The organism is Streptomyces sp. NPDC007095 (assembly GCF_040634475.1).
In the GTDB taxonomy this organism is placed as follows: domain Bacteria; phylum Actinomycetota; class Actinomycetes; order Streptomycetales; family Streptomycetaceae; genus Streptomyces.
Genome location: NZ_JBEYFS010000007.1, coordinates 1 through 18,911, shown reverse-complemented (window position 1 = coordinate 18,911; position 18,911 = coordinate 1). Strand labels below are relative to the sequence as shown.

The 18,911-nt window shown below is 72.1% G+C and carries 17 protein-coding genes; 12 read left to right on the top strand and 5 right to left on the bottom strand.

The window, feature by feature from the left end; genetic code table 11:
- Positions 1–147 precede the first annotated feature (147 nt).
- Both ABZ656_RS04010 and ABZ656_RS04005 read left to right on the top strand, forming a co-directional pair.
- Positions 148–1,278, top strand: a complete 1,131-nt coding sequence (locus ABZ656_RS04010) for an alpha/beta hydrolase-fold protein (protein WP_101399897.1) — start codon at positions 148–150, stop codon at positions 1,276–1,278.
- A 257-nt stretch (positions 1,279–1,535) separates the two neighbouring features.
- Positions 1,536–3,014, top strand: coding sequence for a hypothetical protein (locus tag ABZ656_RS04005; RefSeq protein WP_360264216.1), 1,479 nt, complete (start codon positions 1,536–1,538; stop codon positions 3,012–3,014).
- 126 nt (positions 3,015–3,140) lie between these two features.
- Here ABZ656_RS04005 and ABZ656_RS04000 read toward each other — a convergent pair whose 3' ends face one another.
- Entirely contained in the window at positions 3,141–4,475 is a 1,335-nt protein-coding gene (locus tag ABZ656_RS04000; protein WP_360264213.1) for a PH domain-containing protein, read from the bottom strand.
- Positions 4,472–4,987: a PH domain-containing protein gene (locus ABZ656_RS03995; protein ID WP_101399900.1), complete on the bottom strand. Its 516-nt coding sequence runs from the start codon at positions 4,985–4,987 to the stop codon at positions 4,472–4,474. Before ABZ656_RS03995 ends, ABZ656_RS04000 begins: the two co-directional genes overlap by 4 nt.
- A gap of 31 nt (positions 4,988–5,018) precedes the next feature.
- Here ABZ656_RS03995 and ABZ656_RS03990 point away from each other — a divergent pair, with 31 nt between their 5' ends.
- A complete protein-coding gene (locus ABZ656_RS03990; RefSeq protein ID WP_101399901.1) occupies positions 5,019–6,170 on the top strand; it encodes an NADH-quinone oxidoreductase subunit D in 1,152 nt (383 codons plus the stop codon).
- Here ABZ656_RS03990 and ABZ656_RS03985 read toward each other — a convergent pair.
- Positions 6,135–7,304, bottom strand: a complete 1,170-nt coding sequence (locus tag ABZ656_RS03985) for an SAM-dependent methyltransferase (protein WP_360264208.1) — start codon at positions 7,302–7,304, stop codon at positions 6,135–6,137. The two genes, ABZ656_RS03990 and ABZ656_RS03985, sit on opposite strands and share 36 nt — an antisense overlap.
- Before the next feature lie 151 nt (positions 7,305–7,455).
- Here ABZ656_RS03985 and ABZ656_RS03980 point away from each other — a divergent pair, with 151 nt between their 5' ends.
- The 3 genes from ABZ656_RS03980 to ABZ656_RS03970 all read left to right on the top strand — a co-directional run bounded on the left by ABZ656_RS03980 (position 7,456) and on the right by ABZ656_RS03970 (position 10,121).
- Complete coding sequence (locus tag ABZ656_RS03980) at positions 7,456–8,661, top strand: sensor histidine kinase (RefSeq protein WP_101399903.1); 1,206 nt, start codon at positions 7,456–7,458, stop codon at positions 8,659–8,661.
- 69 nt (positions 8,662–8,730) lie between these two features.
- Positions 8,731–9,402 carry a response regulator transcription factor gene (locus tag ABZ656_RS03975; RefSeq protein ID WP_101399904.1) on the top strand — a complete coding sequence of 224 codons (672 nt, stop codon included), beginning with the start codon at positions 8,731–8,733 and terminating at the stop codon, positions 9,400–9,402.
- A gap of 86 nt (positions 9,403–9,488) precedes the next feature.
- On the top strand, positions 9,489–10,121 hold the full coding sequence (locus tag ABZ656_RS03970; protein WP_168494249.1) for an AAA family ATPase: 633 nt from the start codon (positions 9,489–9,491) through the stop codon (positions 10,119–10,121).
- Between the two features lie 130 nt (positions 10,122–10,251).
- Here the strand turns inward: ABZ656_RS03970 and ABZ656_RS03965 are convergent, their stop codons facing one another.
- Complete coding sequence (locus tag ABZ656_RS03965; RefSeq protein ID WP_360264203.1) at positions 10,252–11,358, bottom strand: DUF5937 family protein; 1,107 nt, start codon at positions 11,356–11,358, stop codon at positions 10,252–10,254.
- 166 nt (positions 11,359–11,524) lie between these two features.
- Here ABZ656_RS03965 and ABZ656_RS03960 point away from each other — a divergent pair, with 166 nt between their 5' ends.
- Positions 11,525–11,743, top strand: a complete 219-nt coding sequence (locus tag ABZ656_RS03960; RefSeq protein ID WP_101399906.1) for a hypothetical protein — start codon at positions 11,525–11,527, stop codon at positions 11,741–11,743.
- 68 nt (positions 11,744–11,811) lie between these two features.
- Here ABZ656_RS03960 and ABZ656_RS03955 read toward each other — a convergent pair whose 3' ends face one another.
- Positions 11,812–13,050: a beta-eliminating lyase-related protein gene (locus ABZ656_RS03955; protein ID WP_360264199.1), complete on the bottom strand. Its 1,239-nt coding sequence runs from the start codon at positions 13,048–13,050 to the stop codon at positions 11,812–11,814.
- Between the two features lie 174 nt (positions 13,051–13,224).
- Between ABZ656_RS03955 and ABZ656_RS03950 the strand changes: the two genes are divergently transcribed.
- From ABZ656_RS03950 to ABZ656_RS03930, 5 genes are read left to right on the top strand one after another with little or no spacing between them, the layout of a single operon-like run.
- On the top strand, positions 13,225–14,157 hold the full coding sequence (locus ABZ656_RS03950; RefSeq protein ID WP_075032433.1) for a DUF2520 domain-containing protein: 933 nt from the start codon (positions 13,225–13,227) through the stop codon (positions 14,155–14,157).
- A complete protein-coding gene (gene panC / locus ABZ656_RS03945; protein ID WP_101399909.1) occupies positions 14,154–15,146 on the top strand; it encodes a pantoate--beta-alanine ligase in 993 nt (330 codons plus the stop codon). Before ABZ656_RS03950 ends, panC begins: the two co-directional genes overlap by 4 nt.
- Entirely contained in the window at positions 15,143–16,927 is a 1,785-nt protein-coding gene (locus ABZ656_RS03940; RefSeq protein WP_101399910.1) for an L-aspartate oxidase, read from the top strand. The genes panC and ABZ656_RS03940 overlap by 4 nt, the downstream gene beginning before the upstream one ends.
- Before the next feature lie 5 nt (positions 16,928–16,932).
- The gene (nadC, locus tag ABZ656_RS03935) at positions 16,933–17,955 is read left to right on the top strand and encodes a carboxylating nicotinate-nucleotide diphosphorylase (RefSeq protein WP_360264194.1); all 1,023 of its coding nucleotides are present in this window, start codon (positions 16,933–16,935) and stop codon (positions 17,953–17,955) included.
- Positions 17,956–17,960: 5 nt separating this feature from the next.
- A complete protein-coding gene (locus ABZ656_RS03930) occupies positions 17,961–18,758 on the top strand; it encodes a type III pantothenate kinase (RefSeq protein WP_101399912.1) in 798 nt (265 codons plus the stop codon).
- Positions 18,759–18,911: the final 153 nt, after the last annotated feature.

Genomic DNA, 18,911 nt, shown 5'->3' with positions numbered 1-18,911 from the left:
GGCGACATTGCGCCCTCTAGGACGGTGTCTTGGGGAGTCAGGTTCACTCCCCAGCGGAAAGCCGGTTCAAAAGGCAAGGAAAGTCCAGGGCAAGGCCCCGCGAAGGAGCGGGGCGGCCCGGGACGGAAAGCGCAGGCAGGACAGCTCATGGGTCTCACGAGCAACAAGGTGCTGGTGCTGGCGGTTCTGTTCGCCGTGCTGCTGTTCGTCGGCACGGTGTGGTGGTGGCCGCGGCTGGCGCGACGCAACTGGCGGGCCGTCAGCGGACGGGTCGGACTGCTTCTGGTCACCCAGGTGACGATCTTCGCTTCGATCGGTCTGTACGCCAACCAGGCGTTCGGGTTCTACGCGAGCTGGGCGGACCTCTTCGGTCAGGAGAGCGGCCAGGGCGTGGTCGTCTACCACGGCGGCCGGGGCGGTTCCGGTGGGGGGCCTCTCCAAGTGGTCGACACCCAGCCGGTGAACGTGGCGGGCGGGACCCGGCCGCAGATCGGCGGCCAGATCCAGAAGGTCGACATCGTCGGCCGTACGACGCACATCGCCACGCCCGCGTTCGTCTACCTTCCCCCCGAGTACTTCCAGTCGCGTTACCGCACCCGCACTTTCCCGGCGGTCACGATCCTCACCGGCTACCCGGGCACCGCCGCGGCGCTCATCAAGGGTCTGCACTATCCGCAGACGGCCCACGAGTTGTCCAAGAACGGGCAGATGCAGCCGATGATCCTCGTCATGATGAGGCCGACGGTCGCGCCCCCGCGGGACACGGAGTGCGTGGACATCCCGGGCGGTCCGCAGACCGAGAAGTTCTTCGCCAAAGACCTCCCCGATGCCGTGTCGGCTCACTACAGGGTGGGCAAAAAGCCCGGAAGCTGGGGCATCGTCGGCGACTCCACGGGCGGCTACTGCGCGCTGAAGCTGGCGCTGCACCACCCCGAGGCGTACGCCGCCGCGGCGGGTCTGTCGCCGTACTACAAGGCACCGATCGACCCCACGACGGGCGACCTCTTCCACGGGAACAAGGAGCTGCGCAACAGCGCGGACCTGCGCTGGTTCATGCAGCACAAGCCCGCCCCCGACACATCGCTGCTGGTCACCAGCAGCAAGGTGGGCGAGCACAACTACAAGGAGACCCTCAAGTTCATCAGCCTCGTGCAGTCCAAGCACCGCACCCGGATCGCGTCGATAATCCTCGACAGCGGCGGCCACAACTTCAACACGTGGCGGCGGGAGATCCCGGCGACGCTTCAGTGGCTCAGCGGGCGGCTGAGCGACCGCTGACCGGCGTCCCCGAATACGTGGGGGCCCTCGTGATACGCGCCGAGCCTCCTGGAATTCCTGGAGTCCCTCGAATCTCTCGAATGACGCGAACTCAAGGGAATTGATCAACAAGCAGCCGCATTGCGGGGCAAGCGGGAGCCCTTGTGGGACAAGGAGTTGCCCTTATAGGCGGCTGAGGCGGTGTGAAGCCCCTGGGGTGGCCGTGTTTTTACCGGGCGGGGCTCCAAGATTCGCCTACGCGCGGTAAGTTTCTGGCCATGCCACGTGGACGTCACCGCCATTCCCCACCTCTGCACCGGCTGCTGCCTCCTTCGGCGATCGCAGGCGTCTCGCTCGTCTGCGCCGTGGGGCCCTGGCTGTTCACGGAACCAACGGTGCTCCGCGCCTTGGCCGCGGCCGCCGCGGTGACCGCCGTCGTGGGCGGCGTCGTCATGCGCCGCTGGGACACGGCGGCGGGCAAGCGTGTCGCGGACCTCACGCGCGCGCGTGCGAGTGACGAGTGGCGTCACGAGGAGCGCGTCGCCGAGCTCGAGACCGACCTCGACGAGTCGCGCGAGCTGCGCACCAAGCTCGAGCACAAGCTGCGCGCGAAGCGGGCGGAGCTGGCCGGCCTGCGCAACGAACACGCGGCGCTGCTGCGGCGGTACGCCACGGCGGAGACGGAGCGCGCGAGCGCCCTGGAGGGTCGCCGGCTGCTCGAGATAGAGACGGTGGCCCCCGCTCGCGCGCTGCCCGCCGCGGCGGAGACCGTGGAGTCCGCGGAATCCGTGGACGCCGTGGACTCGGCGGAGCCGGAGGCTCCCGAGGGCGTGGCTGCTACGGACGAGGACATGAACGAGGTCGCGGGCGAAGGCACGCGGGAGGACACCGAGGGCGGTGTCACCGGCGAAGACGTGACCACCGTAGAGGCGGAGGACGCCGCCGAGGAGGCGGCGGACGTGCCCGTGTCTCCACAGGTCTTCTCCCCGGCCGGGTCGTCGCTCTTCCTGCGTGCCGACGCCGCGCTGAGCCGGATCACGACCGGCGATGCGGCGACCGACGTCTCCGACGCGGACACAGAAGACGCGGACACCGACCCGGACACCGATCCGGACGACGATGCGAAGCCCGGCACCGAAGCCGAAGGCGACACCGAGGCCGGGGCCGAAACCGCGGCCGCCTCGGATTCCGGGGCTGATGCCGATGCCCCCGCCTCCGACGAGCGCGAGTCCGCCAAGGGAGAGCTCGCCGAGGGAGAGCCCGCCAAAGGAGGGTCCGAAGACGGAGAACCCCCGACGGACGGTCCTCCGAAGGGCAACCGCCCCCTGACCGACGCCAAGACGGCGGCGCTGCACGTTCCCGCCGCACGCGCGGCGTCCATCGAGGCGGAGCCGGCCGCCCCGGCGGCCCACCCGGTGAAGCCTACGAAGCCCGCCCGTGCCTCCGGGCACTTCACCGTTCCGACCGCGGTGGCCGTCGCCCCGGCCGCGCCCGTGCGGCGCCCCTCGGTCGAGGGCGGGTTCGACTTCTTCGGTACGCAGAAGGGGACGTCCTCGGCCGCCATGGAGGCCATGCAGAACGAGGACCTCGCGGACGTGGTCGGACAGGAGGCGCTCGCCCTGCACAAGGCCGAGGCCGAGTCCGGTTTCAAGCCCGTCGACGAGGGGTCCCGCGGTGTCGGCCAGGTCATCGACCTGACCGCGCACGACGAGACCGAACACATCGACCTGACGGAGCTGCGGACCGCGGCTTCCTGAGGCCGCCTGTGACTCACTCACATGAGGGCAGTGGCTCGGGCCACTGCCCTCACGCGATCTCGGGCCGCACCCCGATTCACGCCGATTCACATCGGCTTACGTCATGTCACGCGGTCTCCCGCGGTCTCACGCCATCCACCGGTCCGGCCGGGCCTCGCGCCGACCCGTCCGTGACCGGTCGGCCTGCGCCTGAAGAAGCTCCGCGGCCTCCGAGGCGTCCCGCAGCCGCGCCGTCACCGTCTGGTTGGCCCCCGTGTCCACATGGACGTCGGCGACGCCCCTGAAGCGCTCCCAGGGCCCCTGTGCCAGCCGTACGCTCTGCACCTTCGCGTGCGGTACGAGCGAGAGGCGGCGGCGCAGCAGCCCGTGACGCGCCGCGAAGACGGTGTCGGTGACGGCGAGCCCGTACCCCCGCCACCACAGCGGCGCGCACCACCAGGCCCGGCGCGGCGGCCGGGACAGGCCGGACGGCACCGTCACCCCTGGCAGCACCCGCGCGATCACCGACTCGGCGACCTCGCGCGGAGCGACGGGCACGAGGACGGAGTTCGAGGACCCCGCCACGTCGAGTTCCACCCGTACCCAGCCGCGACGCCGCCACAGCAGCGGTTCGACGATCCGTACGGTCTGCACACGTCCGGGCGGCACCGTCTCGTGCGTACGGTCGAGGAGGCCGTGATCGATGCGCAGCCCGTCCGGCGACTCGCCCACCGTCCAGTCGTACTCGCCGACGAACCGTCCCACGCTGCTCGCGCCCGCGGCGCCGAGCAGTGGCACCCCGGTGGCGAGGACCGTCCACACGCTGTGGGTGGTGAACCACAGGAACGGGGGTACGACGAGCGCGGCGGCCAGGGAACCCCAGGTGGCGCCGGTGAGGACGAGCGAGACGGCGAGGAAGCCCGCAGGCACGTGCAGCAGCTGCCGCACCGGCGCCTCGCCGACCTCGTGAGCCGTCTCGGGGGCGAAACCGGCGGCGCGGGCGAGGAGTTCGGCGCGCAGGGCACGGGCCTCGTCCTCGCCGAGGAAGGCGAGTTCGTCCTTCTTGTCCGTTCCTATGACGTCGAGTTTGAGCTTGGTGACGCCCGCGACGCGGGCCAGCAGCGGCTGGGTGACGTCGACGGCCTGCAGCCGGTCGAGCCGGATGTGCGCGGTGCGCCGGAACAACAGGCCGGTACGGATGCGCAGTTCGGTCTCGGTCACCGCGAAGTGCGTGAACCACCAGCTCAGAAAGCCGTAGAGGGCGGCCGCCGGGACGACGACGGCGAGCCCGATGAGCAGCGCGGTCGTCGTCAGCCTGGTCAGCTGCTCCTGCGCCTGGTTGGGGTCGTGCACGGCCCATCCGGCGACCACGGCGACCGGCGCCCAGGCGCGCCGGAACGGTGTCACGGGGTGCAGCCGCCGCTCCAGCAGCGGCTTCTCCTCCGGTATGGCGTCCTCCGTGCCGGGCGCCGGCGTGTTCACAGCCCCGCCGATCGGGCCTCGCCCAGCTCGGTCAGCCGGTCACGCAGCCGCTCGGCCTCGGCCGGGTCCAGGCCCGGGATGCACGCGTCGGTCGCGGCGGCCGCCGTGTGCAGCTGCACACTCGCCAGCCCGAAGTGCCGCTCCACGGGGCCGGAGGTCACCTCGACCAGCTGCATCCGCCCGTACGGCACCACGGTCTCCTCGCGGAACAGCACACCCCGGCTGATCAGCAGGTCGTCCGCGCGCTCGGCGTACCGCCAGGAGCGCCAGTTGCGCCCCAGCATTCCCCAGCCCCACACCAGCATGGCCAACGGCAGCAGCGCGAAGGCCGCCCAGACGGCGCCCGCGAACACCGCGAGAAGCAGCCCAAGGACGATCGTCAGCAGTCCCAGCCACACCACCAGCAGCAGCCGGCGCATCCGCAGCAGCCCCGGCGGCAGCCCGGTCCAGACCGGCTCCGCCGCCGTGCTTCCCACGGTGTTTCCCGCGGTCTCCGCGCTCCCCGTATCCATGCCGCAAGGGTACGTACGACAGACTGTCCCCATGACTCCTACGACGGAGACCATGGTCGGTATCGGCGGCGCCGCGGAGAGCACCGACATGGTGCTCAACATCGGACCCCAGCACCCGTCCACGCACGGTGTGCTGCGGCTGAAGCTGGTCCTGGACGGTGAGCGGATCCAGCACGCGGAGCCGGTGATCGGCTATATGCACCGCGGCGCGGAGAAGCTCTTCGAGGCCCGTGACTACCGCCAGATCGTCATGCTCGCCAACCGCCACGACTGGCTCTCCGCCTTCTCGAACGAGCTGGGCGTGGTCCTCGCCGTGGAGCGGATGCTCGGCATGGAGGTCCCCGAGCGCGCTGTGTGGATGCGCACACTCCTGGCGGAGCTCAACCGGGTCCTGAACCACTTGATGTTCCTGGGCTCGTACCCCTTGGAGCTGGGCGGGATCACCCCGATCTTCTACGCCTTCACGGAGCGCGAGGAACTCCAGCACGTCATGGAGGAGATCTCCGGCGGCCGCATGCACTACATGTTCAACCGCGTCGGCGGTCTCAAGGAGGACCTTCCGGCCGGCTGGACGACCCGCGCGCGCGGCGCCGTCACGGCCCTGCGCTCGCGGATGGGCGTGTACGACGACCTGGTGCTCGGCAACGAGATCTTCCGGGGACGTACGCGGGGCGTGGGCGCCCTCGTGCCGGAGACCGTGCACGCCTACGGAGTGAGCGGGCCGATCGCGCGCGCCTCGGGCGTCGACTTCGACCTGCGCCGGGACGAGCCGTACCTCGCCTACGGGGAGCTCCAGGACACCCTGAAGGTCGTCACCCGCCAGGAGGGTGACTGCCTGGCCCGCTTCGAGTGCCTCCTCGGGCAGACGCACAACGCGCTCGACCTCGCGGACGCCTGTCTCGACCGGCTCGCGGACCTTCCGCCCGGGCCGATCAACCAGCGCCTCCCGAAGGTCCTGAAGGCGCCCGAGGGACACACCTACGCCTGGACCGAGAACCCCCTCGGGATCAACGGTTACTACCTGGTCAGCAAGGGCGAGAAGACCCCGTACCGGCTGAAGCTGCGCTCGGCCTCGTTCAACAACATCCAGGCGCTGGTGGAGCTGCTGCCCGGGACGCTGGTCGCGGACATGGTGGCGATCCTGGGGTCACTGTTCTTCGTGGTCGGGGACATCGACAAGTAGGCCGTCGACAAGCAGGCCGTCGGCCAGCGGATCGTCGGCAGGCAGGCCGCCGATCATCGGGTTTGGAATTCCAACCGGCTGGAGCAGCCAGCCGAAGTCACCCAGGCCGCCGGTCGCGGTGAGTTCGGCGGCTTCCCCTGCGTCCGCCAGAGCGCGTACGTAGGCGGTGGGGTCCGTGGCGGCGAGCGAGAGCGCCGGCCGGGCGCCGCTCACGCCGAGCGCGCGCAGGGCCGCCCGCTGGGTCACCACGCGTCCTCCGGCCAGCGCGCACGCGTCCAGCGCCACATGCGCCGTGATGTCGCACGAGCCGTCCGGCACGGGCACCGTCTCCCGGCCCTCGCGGAAGCCGGTGAGTGTCCCGAAAGGCGGTCGCGCGGCGGCGAAGTGCGCGTAGTCGACGGCGACGGCGAGACCCCGGTCCACGGAGGCGACCGCACTGGCCCAAGAGGCATCTCTAGGGAGGCCGATCTCGGCGCGGGCCCCCTCGAAGGGCGCCTCTTCGGAGGGCGTCCCCGGGAAAGGCGCCTCTTCGGGGGGCGTCCCCGGGAAAGGCGCCTCTTCGGGGGGCGTCCCCGGGAAAGGCGCCTCTTCGGGGGGCAGCGGCCACCACCTCCGCAGCCACTCCGCCGCCGGCCCGGTCACGGGCTCACCCAGGCGCTCGGCCCCGTCGTCATCCCGTACGAGAACCAGCCGGGGTACGCCCGTCGCGTCCACCTCCGCCACGTCCACCGGCACGTTGTCCAGCCACTCGTTGGCGAACAGCAGCCCGGTGATTTTCTTTGGGGGCCGGGTGAGCCACTCGATCCGGTGATCGAGACCGGCGGGGCGGTCGGCGCGCTCGACGGCGTACCCGCGCACGCGGGAGGCCACTTCGGCGGGGAGCGCGGCGAGGACACCGGTCACCAGCTCACCGCGGCCCGCCGCCATGTCCACGAAGGCGAGCTCGGCAGGGCGGCCGAGGGCCTCGTCGACCCGGCACAGCAGCCGGGCGACGGCCGCGGCGAACAGCGGGGACGCGTGCACCGACGTACGGAAGTGCCCGGCCGGCCCCTCGGGCCCGCGATAGAAGCCGGAGGGCCCGTACAGGGCCTCCTCCGTGGCCTCGCGCCAACCTCGCCACGTACCTGTCACCACACGTCTCACTGCACCAGGCTAGGCCCACCTGAAAGACGGGCCCTAGCCGTCCCGGGCGGGGGAGCATCCACCTTGGGGAGTACGAGCGCCTCTTGCGGATCGACCCTCCGGTTGACCCCTGCACACTGCATGCTTCCCTACGCTGGGTTACGTGCAGCGCCTCTATGACTTCCTCCGCAGGCACCCGACGTGGGTCGACAGCTTCTGGGCCGTCGTCCTGCTCGGGATCTCCGGCGTGAGCCTGACCAATGTCAACGGCGCCTCCGACCAGCGCGGGTCGCTCGCCGCGGCGCTCCCGATCGCCGTCGTACTGAGTGCGGTCGTCGCGCTGCGCCGCCTCATGCCCGAGAAGATGCTGGTCCTGGCCGCAGTGGTAGGTGTCGCACAGGTGGTCCTGGACGTCCCGCCGGCGCCCGCGGACTTCGCGATGCTGGTGATCATCTACACCGTCGCCGCGGACGGTGCCCGCTGGGCTTCGCGCCTCGGGCTGATCGGCGGCCTGTGCGCGGCGACCGTCGGGCAGCTCCGCTGGCCCCTGAGGGATCAGGGCCCGCTGGGCGCCGTCCTGATAGTGATCTTCCAGACGGTTCCGTTCGCGCTCGCCTGGGTCCTCGGTGACTCCATCCGCACCCGCCGGGCCTACCTCGCCCAGCTGGAGGAGCGCGCCGCCCGCCTGGAGAAGGAGCGCGAGGCGCAGGCCAAGGTGGCCGTCGCCGCCGAGCGCGCCCGGATCGCCCGAGAACTGCACGACGTGGTCGCGCACAACGTCTCGGTGATGGTGGTCCAGGCGGACGGTGCCGCGTATGTCATGGACGCCGCCCCCGAGCAGGCCAGGAAGGCCCTCGAGACCATCTCCGGGACCGGCCGCCAGGCCCTCGCCGAGATGCGCCGTCTGCTCGGCGTGCTGCGCACCGGCGAGCACCAGGAGAGCGGTGAGTACGTGCCGCAGCCCGACGTCGAGCAGCTCGACGACCTCATCGAGCAGTGCCGCACCTCGGGCCTGCCCGTCGACTTCAAGGTCGAGGGCACCCCGCGCCCGCTGCCCAGCGGGGTGGAGCTCACGGCGTACCGGATCGTCCAGGAGGCGCTCACCAACACACGCAAGCACGGTGGCCCGAACGCGGGCGCGAGCGTGCGCCTGGTCTACTTCGACGACGGGCTCGGACTGCTGGTCGAGGACGACGGCAAGGGCGCGCCCCACGAGCTGTACGAGGAGGGCGGCGCCGACGGCCAGGGGCACGGCCTGATCGGGATGCGCGAGCGTGTCGGTATGGTCGGCGGCACTCTGGACGCGGGGCCGCGCCCCGGTGGAGGCTTCCGCATCAGTGCCCTGCTGCCGCTCAAGTCGGCTCACTGACACCTGTAACGACACCTTTTGGCCAGTTCCAAAGCTTTTTGACCGTTGATGGAGAGGGAAGAGACCCCGATGGCGATCCGCGTGATGCTCGTCGACGACCAGGTGCTGCTGCGCACCGGCTTCCGGATGGTGCTCGATGCCCAGCCGGACATGGAGGTCGTGGCCGAGGCGGGCGACGGCGTCGAGGCCCTCCAGGTCCTGCGGTCGACCGCGGTCGACGTGGTGCTGATGGACGTACGCATGCCGAAGCTGGACGGTGTGGAGACCACCCGTCGCATCTGCTCGGATCCCAACCCGCCGAAGGTGCTGATCCTCACCACCTTCGACCTCGACGAGTACGCCTTCTCCGGGCTGAAGGCGGGCGCCTCCGGCTTCATGCTCAAGGACGTGCCGCCCGGCGAGCTGCTCACCGCCATCCGCTCCGTGCACAGCGGTGACGCCGTGGTCGCGCCCTCCACCACCCGGCGCCTGCTCGACCGGTTCGCGCCGATGCTGCCCCACGTCGGCAAGGAGCCCCAGCACAAGGAGCTGGAGCGGCTCACCGACCGCGAGCGCGAGGTGATGGTGCTGGTCGCGCAGGGTCTGTCGAACGGCGAGATCGCGGCCCGTCTCGTGCTGTCCGAGGCCACCGTGAAGACGCATGTGGGGCGCATCCTGACCAAGCTGGGGCTGCGGGACCGGGTGCAGGTGGTGGTCCTCGCCTACGAGACGGGGCTCGTACGGGCGGGCGGGCAGCGTTGATCCGGGACGGGCACCGCTGATCCGGGCCGACGGGGCGATCGTGGGTGCGTGACCGGGGCGTGACCGGGGCCCACTAGGGTCTGCGCATGCTCCTGTGGATCAACGGCCCCTTCGGGGGCGGCAAGACACAGACCGCACACGAGATCCAGCGGCGGCTGCCCGGCAGCGTCGTCTGCGACCCGGAACACGCCGGCTTCGGGCTGCGCCGCATGCTGCCGCCCGAACTGCGCGGGGACTTCCAGGACTTGGCGTCCTGGCGACAGGGTGTGGTCGAGGTGCTCGACCTCGCTCTCGGCAAACACGACGGCGTGGTCATCGCCCCCATGACGGTCACCAACGCCCGCTATTTCGAGGAGACGGTCGGGCGGCTTACCGAACTGGGCCACGACGTACGGCACTTCGCGCTCCTCGCCGAGCGCGAGACCGTACTGAAGCGGCTGCGCGAGCGCGGCTTCGGACACCTCCTGCAGTACGTCGCCGGGAAGGACGCCCCGCTGCGGCACGAGAGCTGGGCCGTGCGGCAGCTCGACGACTGCCTGGAGCGGCTGCGCGAGCCGGAGTTCGCGGAGCACCTGTGGACCGATCACACGACGGTCGCCAAGACGGCAGACCGGATCGCCGTGCTCGCGGGGCTGACGCTGACGCCGAACAAGGACGGGGTGGTGCGGGGGCGGCTGCGGCGGGCGTGGACCGGCGCCAAGCACATCCGGTTCGACTGAGCCTCCGGAGCGGCTGACATGGGTCTGCCGGGCTCGACGCGGTCTGCTGGGCTCGACGCGGTCTGCTGGGCTCGACGCGGGCTGCCGGGCTCGACGTGGAGCCGACGAGCCCGACGTGGGTCCGCAGGGCTCAGCGCAGGATGCCCTCAAGGAAGTCGCTGCCCAGCCGGGCCACGACGCTGACGTCGAGCTGGTGCAGCACGTACCGCCCGCGGCGCCTCGTGGTGATCAGGCCCGCCTTCTTCAGCACGCCCAGGTGCCGTGATATCTCCGGGGCCGTCATCCCGTTCACCTGTGCCAGCTCGCCTGTGGTGAACGCGCTGCGGGCCAGGCTGCGGCAGATCCGCATCCGGACCGGATGGGACAGGGCGGTCATCCGCAGGGTCAGCTGCTCCAGCGAGAACGGTGCCGTGAGCTCCGGGGAACCGACCGGGTAGTGCAGCACCGGCTGCCAGCCGTAGCGGTGCAGCACCATCAGGTGCGGCCAGCCGAGACTGGTCGGCACGAGGAGGAGCCCGCCCTCCCCGGTGGCCGTCTGGCCCTGGCCCAGCTTGTCGACCGTGATCGTCCGGCCGGTCTCGTCGAGCGTCACCGCCGGGGACACCGAGGCCATGGCCTCGGCCAGGCCCTTGTGCCGCAGGAGGTCCGTCTTGTGGCGGGCGTCCGCCGCGAGCTGGTGGCGCAGCCGGGACCAGGTCTCGGCGAAGAAGGCCTCGTCGCAGTCCTCCAGGAACTGCCGCAGCCATGCCCGGATCTGCGGCGGATCGTCCAGCAGCCGCTTGCTGAACCGCACCTGCTGGGGTCCGCGCGCGGCGGCCAGCTCCAGCGCGCGCTGCTGCAACTCCGGGTCGGAGAGCGTGTCCCGGCCCGGCGCCGCGTACGGAAGCGCGCAGGTGAACTCCAGGGCGGCGTCCACGAACTGCTCGTCGGTCAGCTTGTCGAGCAGGTCCAGCTCCTCGGCGAGCGTGGCGCCCGGGAGCGTGGTCCTGCCGGGAATCCCCGCGTACGGCAGGAACAGGTCCGAGAACGTCGTCCGCCACAGGAAGTCGGCCTCGCACATCCGGTCCGCGAGATGCGAGTCGAGCCGGGCCGTCACACCGGTCGCCCAGCCCTGCAGCCCGGGGTGGTGACCCGGCTCGGACAGCGCGTGCAGCGCCATGCAGAGCTCGGCCAGGGGCGACGGCACGACGGAGATCCGCTCCTGCCGCAGCCCGGTGACGTCGATGTGCACGCTCATGACCTCATGGTGCACCCCGCCACTGACAACGCAGTCCTCGATTGACGGCGACCGTCAATCGAGGCGACAGCCACCGAGGACGGGCGCAATCTGGGACGACCGGGGCAACCGCGGGCCTTCGGATCCCCCTCCCGTCGTGCGTTTCCGTCCCGAGAGGCGATGAGCCATGAGCATCACCCAGCAGTACCAGCTCGACAGCTACCGGGCCCGCCGGCACGGCGAGCCGGCCCCTCCGGCGCCCGGCGCGCACGACTGGCAGGTCGCCCGTGAGCTGCGCGACCTCCGGCGGTTCCGGGCCGTCGTGGCGGGCCGCCCGGCCCACGGGCGGATACGCCAGGCCCTGGGCCGGTGGCTGCGCGGACGGCGGCCGTACCCGGGCCGCTGACCTCCGTGCGGGGTGGCCGACCGTCGGCGTCCGTGCGGGGTCGGCCGGGCGCAGGACTCAGTGTGCGGTCAGCCGGGCAGTCGCTCGACGAATTCCCGGACGGCCGCCCGTACGTCCTGCGCCGTCCACTCCAGACCGGGCGCCGCCACCGTGACCTCGGTGAGCGCGAGCCCCGGACCGCCCCGCATCCAGCTCTGGGAGAAGAGCGAGGTCTTCGTCTCCTCGGTCTGCCGCAGCGCCGCGTCCGTGAGGACGTCGGGGTCGTACGGCAGCCAGACCTGGAACTGGTGGGTGTGCGGTTCTTCCGGGTGGACGCGCGCCCAGGGGACCTGGGCCTCCGTGAAACCCTTGCGCAGGGCGGCGGCGACCCCGCGCGCGTGGTCGACGTACTCCGGCAGCCGGGGCAGCTCCCGGTCCAGGCCGATGAGCGCGGCGAGCACCGTGGGGAACTGCTGGAGGATCATGCCGCCGTACCGGTGCCGCCAGGTCTTCGCCTCGTCGATCAGCGTCTTCGGGCCCGCGATCGCCGCCCCGCCGAAGCCTTCGAGCGACTTGTAGAACGACACGTAGACGCTGTCCGCGAGGCCCGCGATCTCGTCCAGCGGGCGGCCGAAGTGCGAGGTGCACTCCCACAGGCGGGCCCCGTCGAAGTGGACCACCGCGTCACGATCCCGGGCGGCCTCCACGACCTCGGAGAGTTCCTCCCAGGAGGGCAGCACAAAACCGGCGTCCCTGAGCGGCAGTTCGAGCAGCAGCGCCCCGAAGGGCTCCTCGAAGTCCCGTATCTCCTGTGCCGTGGGCAGCCGGGGCTCGTCGGTCACCCGCACCGGGCGCAAGCCGCTGACCTGGCTGAACGCCTGCCGTTCATGGACCTCGGGGTGGCCGAGCGCATGGAGCGCGACGGTCGGGTTCCCGGTACGGCCCGCCCAGCAGCGCAGGGCGACCTGCTGGGCCATGGTGCCGGTGGGGAAGAAGGCGGCCGCCTCCTTGCCGAGCAGGCCCGCGACGCGCTCCTCCAGGGTCTCGACGATCTGGCCGCCGTACATGTCGACGGGCCGGTCGAGGTCGTACACGCCCTCGGCGCCGTCGTGCAGCCAGGCCAGCCGTTCCCGGACCGTGTGCTGGTGGCTGGGCCGCCACAGCACGCGCCGGGCCGCCCGCAGTGCGGCACGCCGCCGCTCCCGCAGCCGCTCGGCTGCCTCTTCCGGATCCTGGCCCGCACTCTCCGGATCCTGGCCCGCACTCTCCGGGTCCTGCCCCGCCGTCTCCGGGTCCTGTCCCGCCGTCGCTTCCGCCGTATCGCTCATCCCCGGATGATGTCGCGCACAGCCCCGCCTCGGCATCCTCGTTTTCCGCACCCCTCGCGACCTGCGGAAACCCACAGCCTGTGGACAACGAAAACGGCGCTCGAACCAATCGCGTTAACATGACGAGAAATCGTCCGGTACCCCGAGCGGACTGGAACGGAAGGCCGCCGTCGAGTGAGTACATTCCCCCAGCCAGACCCCAAGGACCGCCCCGCGCGGCTCACCGTCGGCGTTGTCGGCGCGGGCCGGGTCGGCCCCGCCCTCGCCGCGGCGCTCCAGCTCGCCGGACACCGCCCGGTGGCCGTCTCCGGGGTCTCCGACGCCTCCAGGCGGCGCGCCGCGCTGCTCCTGCCCGACGTGCCGCTGCTCTCCCCGGCGCAGGTCCTGGAGCGCTCCGACCTGGTCCTGCTGACCGTCCCGGACGACGCGCTGCCCGGGCTCGTCGAGGGGCTCGCAGAGACGGGCGCCATCCGGCCCGGACAGCTGCTCGTGCACACCTCCGGGCGGTACGGCGCGCGGGTGCTCGACCCGGCGCTCAGGGCGGGCGCCCTGCCGCTCGCGCTGCACCCCGCCATGACGTTCACCGGCACCCCCGTGGACGTGCAGCGGCTCGCCGGATGCTCCTTCGGAGTCACCGCGCCCGAACAGCTGCGCCTGGCCGCCGAGGCCCTGGTGATCGAGATGGGCGGCGAGCCCGAGTGGATCGCCGAGGAGTCCCGCCCGCTCTACCACGCGGCCCTCGCGCTCGGCGCCAACCACCTGGTGACCCTGGTGGCCGAGTCCATGGAACTGCTGCGCACCGCCGGCGTGGAGGCCCCGGACCGGATGCTCGGCCCGCTGCTCGGCGCCGCCCTCGACAACGCCCTCAGGTCGGGCGACGCCGCCCTCACCGGGCCCGTCGCGCGCGGGGACGCCGGCACGGTCGCCGCGCACGTCGCCGAACTGCGCAAGCACGCCCCGGGGACCGTCGCCGGCTATCTCGCCATGGCCCGCGCGACCGCCGACCGGGCGCTGGCCCACGGACTGCTGAAGCCGGAACTCGCCGAGGACCTCCTCGGGGTACTCGCCGACGGCGCGACCCTGCCTGACGACGGGAGCGACCGATGACCACCACCCTGCTGCGCACCGCCGACGAGCTGCACGCGCGTGTACGCCGCGGCAGCCGGGCCGTCGTGATGACCATGGGCGCCCTGCACGAGGGCCACGCCACGCTGATCCGCGCCGCCCGCGAGATCGCCGGGCCCGAGGGCGAAGTCGTCGTCACGGTCTTCGTGAACCCGCTCCAGTTCGGCGCGGGCGAGGACCTCGACCGCTACCCGCGCACCCTCGACGCCGACCTCAAGATCGCCGAGGAGGCGGGCGCGGACGCCGTGTTCGCCCCCTTCGTGGACGAGGTCTACCCCGGCGGCGACCCCCAGGTCCGCCTCTCCGCGGGCCCCATGGGCGAGCGCCTGGAGGGTGCCGTGCGCCCCGGCCACTTCGACGGCATGCTCACCGTCGTCGCCAAGCTGCTGCACCTCACCCGGCCCGACGCGGCGGTGTTCGGGCAGAAGGACGCCCAGCAGCTCGCCCTGATCCGCCGCATGGTGCGCGACCTGAACTTCGGCGTGGAGATCGTCGGCGTGCCCACCGTGCGCGAGGAGGACGGGCTCGCCCTCTCCAGCCGCAACCGCTACCTCTCGCCCGAGGAGCGGCGCACCGCCCTCGCCCTCTCCCAGGCACTCTTCGCGGGCCGCGACCGGCACGCCGCCCAGGAGGCCCTGCGCGCCCGGGCCCGCGAAGTGCCCGCCACACGCGCGCGTGCCGAGGCGCTCAGCGCGATCGGCGAATCCCGCGCCGCCGCCGACGCGCACGCGGTCGCCAAGGCCGTACCCGGCGGTCCCGCCGCCGTCCGCGCCGCCGCCCGCCTCGTCCTGGACGAGGCCGCCCGCCTCCAGCCGCCGCTGGTCCTGGACTACCTGGCGCTGGTCGACCCGTCCGACTTCACCGACATCGAGGACGACTTCACCGGCGAGGCGGTCCTCGCCGTCGCCGCCCGGGTCGGCACGACCCGCCTGATCGACAACCTCCCCCTCACCTTCGGAGCCGCCTCGTGACCGCCACAGGCACAGGTACACCTACGGGTACTGGCATACGACTGCACGCACCCGCCCCCGGCTGGGCCCTCACCGCGGACGTGGTGGTCGTCGGCTCCGGCGTCGCGGGCCTCACCGCGGCACTGCGCTGCGAGGCCGCGGGCCTGAGGACCGTCGTCGTCACCAAGGCCCGCCTCGACGACGGCTCCACGCGCTGGGCGCAGGGCGGCATCGCCGCGGCCCTCGGCGACGGGGACACCCCCGAACAGCACCTCGACGACACCCTCGTCGCGGGCGCGGGCCTGTGCGACGAGGACGCCGTGCGCATCCTCGTCACCGAGGGCCCCGACGCCGTACGCCGCCTGATCGAGACCGGCGCCCACTTCGACGAGTCCACCGAAGGCGAGCTGGCACTCACCCGTGAGGGCGGCCACCACCGCCGCCGCATCGCGCACGCGGGCGGCGACGCGACGGGCGCCGAGATCTCCCGGGCACTCGTCGAGGCGGTACGCGCGCGTGGCCTGCGCACGGTCGAGAACGCGCTCGTCCTGGACCTCCTCACGGACTCCGAGGGCCGCACCGCGGGTGTGACCCTCCATGTCATGGGAGAGGGCCAGCACGACGGCGTGGGAGCCGTCCACGCCCCCACTGTGGTCCTCGCCACCGGCGGCATGGGCCAGGTCTTCTCCGCGACGACGAACCCGTCGGTCTCCACGGGCGACGGCGTGGCGCTCGCCCTGCGCGCGGGCGCCGAGGTCTCCGACCTCGAATTCGTCCAGTTCCACCCGACCGTGCTCTTCCTCGGCCCGGACGCCGAGGGCCAGCAGCCGCTGGTGTCGGAGGCGGTGCGCGGCGAAGGCGCCCACCTGGTCGACGCGGACGGCGTGCGCTTCATGGTCGGCCGGCACGAGCTGGCCGAACTGGCGCCACGGGACATCGTCGCCAAGGGCATCATGCGGCGCATGCAGGAGCAGGACGCCGAGCACATGTACCTCGACGCCCGGCACTTCGGCGCCGACATGTGGGAGCACCGCTTCCCGACCATCCTCGCCGCCTGCCGCGCCCACGGCATCGACCCGGTCACCGAGCCCGTCCCGGTCGCCCCGGCCGCCCACTACGCCTCCGGAGGCGTCCGCACGGACGCCCGCGGCCGCACCACGGTGCCCGGCCTCTACGCGTGCGGCGAGGTCGCCTGCACCGGGGTCCACGGCGCCAACCGGCTCGCCTCCAACTCCCTCCTGGAAGGCCTCGTCTACGCCGAGCGCATCGCCGCGGACATCGCGCGGAGCCGCTCGGAAAACGGCCTCCACGCACGCGTGCCCGTACCGGTCCCGCACCCCGAGAAGCCCGCCCACCCCCTGCTCGCCCCCGAGGCACGGTTCACGATCCAGCGGATCATGACGGAGGGCGCCGGTGTGCTGCGCTCCGCCGAGTCCCTCGCGACCGCCACCGGCCGGCTCCAGCAGCTCCACACCGACGCCCGCGACGCCCTCGACGAGAACGGCAAGACCTCCGAGCCCGGCGTCGACACCTGGGAGGCCACCAACCTCCTGTGCGTGGCCAGGGTCCTGGTCGCGGCCGCGCGCCTGCGCGAGGAGACTCGTGGCTGCCACTGGCGCGAGGACCACGCCGACCGCGACGACACCGACTGGCGCCGCCACATCGTCGTACGGCTGAATCCCGACCGCTCGCTGGCCGTACACACCACGGACACCGCAGACTTCCCTCCGACCCTCCCGCAAACCTCCGGCTCCCCCCGACCAGGGGGGACCCCCGTGCCCCAGCGCCTTCAGGAGCAGTGACAGCAGTGAGCACCCCCGACCTTCCCCTCGCCCAGAGCGGCGGCTGCGGCGACGGCTGCGGCTGCGGCGCCGAAGCGGACGACGACACGTACATGGAGTGCGGCCTCGACCCCGCGCTCGCCCAGCTCCTCGCCGACGCCGGGCTCGACCCCCTGGAGGTCGAGGACATCGCGAACGTCGCCATGCAGGAGGACCTCGACCACGGGGTGGACGTGACGACCGTCGCGACCATCCCCGAGGACGCCGTCTCCACCGCCGACTTCGTCGCCCGTGACGCGGGCGTCGTCGCGGGCCTGCGGGTGGCCGAGGCGGTCATCTCCGTGGTCTGCACCGACGAGTTCGAGGTGGAGCGGCACGTCGAGGACGGCGACCGGGTCGAGGAGGGCCAGAAGCTCCTCAGCGTCACCACCCGCACCCGCGACCTCCTCACCGCCGAGCGCAGCGCGCTGAACCTGCTGTGCCGGCTGTCCGGCATCGCGACCGCCACACGCGCGTGGGCTGACGCCCTGGAGGGCACCAGCACCCGCGTGCGCGACACCCGCAAGACGACGCCGGGCCTGCGCGCCCTGGAGAAGTTCGCGGTGCGCATGGGCGGCGGCGTCAACCACCGCATGTCGTTGTCGGACGCGGCGCTGGTCAAGGACAACCACGTGGTCGCCGCCGGCGGCGTCGCCCAGGCCTTCGAGGCCGTCCGCGAGGCCTTCCCGGAGGTGCCGATCGAGGTCGAGGTCGACACGCTGCACCAGCTGCGCGAGGTCGTGGACGCGGGCGCCGACCTGATCCTTCTCGACAACTTCACGCCCGTCGAGTGCGAGGAGGCGGTGGCCATCGTGGAGGGCCGGGCGCTCCTCGAAGCCTCGGGGCGGCTCACGCTGGCCAACGCCGGGGTGTACGCGAAGACCGGCGTCGACTTCCTGGCCGTGGGCGCGCTGACCCACTCCTCGCCGATCCTGGACATCGGCCTCGACCTGCGCGAGGCGTCGACGGACGAAGCGTCGGACCAGGCCTCGACGGACGAGGCGGAGTAGGACCCATGCTGCTCACCATCGATGTCGGCAACACGCACACCGTCCTCGGTCTCTTCGACGGCGAGGAGATCGTCGAGCACTGGCGCATCTCCACGGACGCCCGCCGCACCGCCGACGAGCTCGCCGTGCTCCTCCAGGGCCTGATGGGCATGCATCCGCTGCTCGGCGAGGAACTGGGCGACGGCATCGACGGCATCGCGATCTGCGCCACCGTCCCGTCCGTGCTGCACGAACTGCGCGAGGTGACCCGCCGCTACTACGGCGACGTGCCCGCCGTGCTGGTCGAGCCCGGCGTCAAGACCGGCGTGCCGATCCTCACCGACAACCCCAAGGAGGTCGGCGCGGACCGCATCATCAACTCGGTCGCCGCCGTCGAGCTCTACGGAGGGCCGGCGATCGTCGTCGACTTCGGTACGGCGACCACGTTCGACGCGGTGAGTGCGCGCGGTGAGTACGTCGGCGGTGTCATCTCGCCCGGTATCGAGATCTCCGTGGACGCGCTCGGCGTCAAGGGGGCTCAGCTGCGCAAGATCGAGGTGGCTCGGCCTCGGGCGGTCATCGGCAAGAACACCGTCGAGGCGATGCAGTCCGGGATCATCTACGGGTTCGCGGGGCAGGTCGACGGCGTCGTCAACCGGATGGTGCGCGAGCTGGCGGAGGACCCTGACGACGTCACCGTCATCGCCACGGGTGGGCTGGCGCCGATGGTTCTCGGCGAGTCCTCCGTCATCGACGAGCACGAGCCGTGGCTCACGCTGATCGGTCTGCGCCTGGTCTACGAACGCAACGTGTCCCGCACCTGAGTCCCTCGCCCCCGCCGCCCCTACCCGTCCCATCCCTCTGGGGCTCTGCCCCAGCCCCCGCCGGGGGCTGGGGCCCTGGACCCCAGCATCGGCCTGAACGGCGTCGTCCTCAATCGCCGGACGGGCTGGATGGTGCGGGCCGCGGTGGGTGGC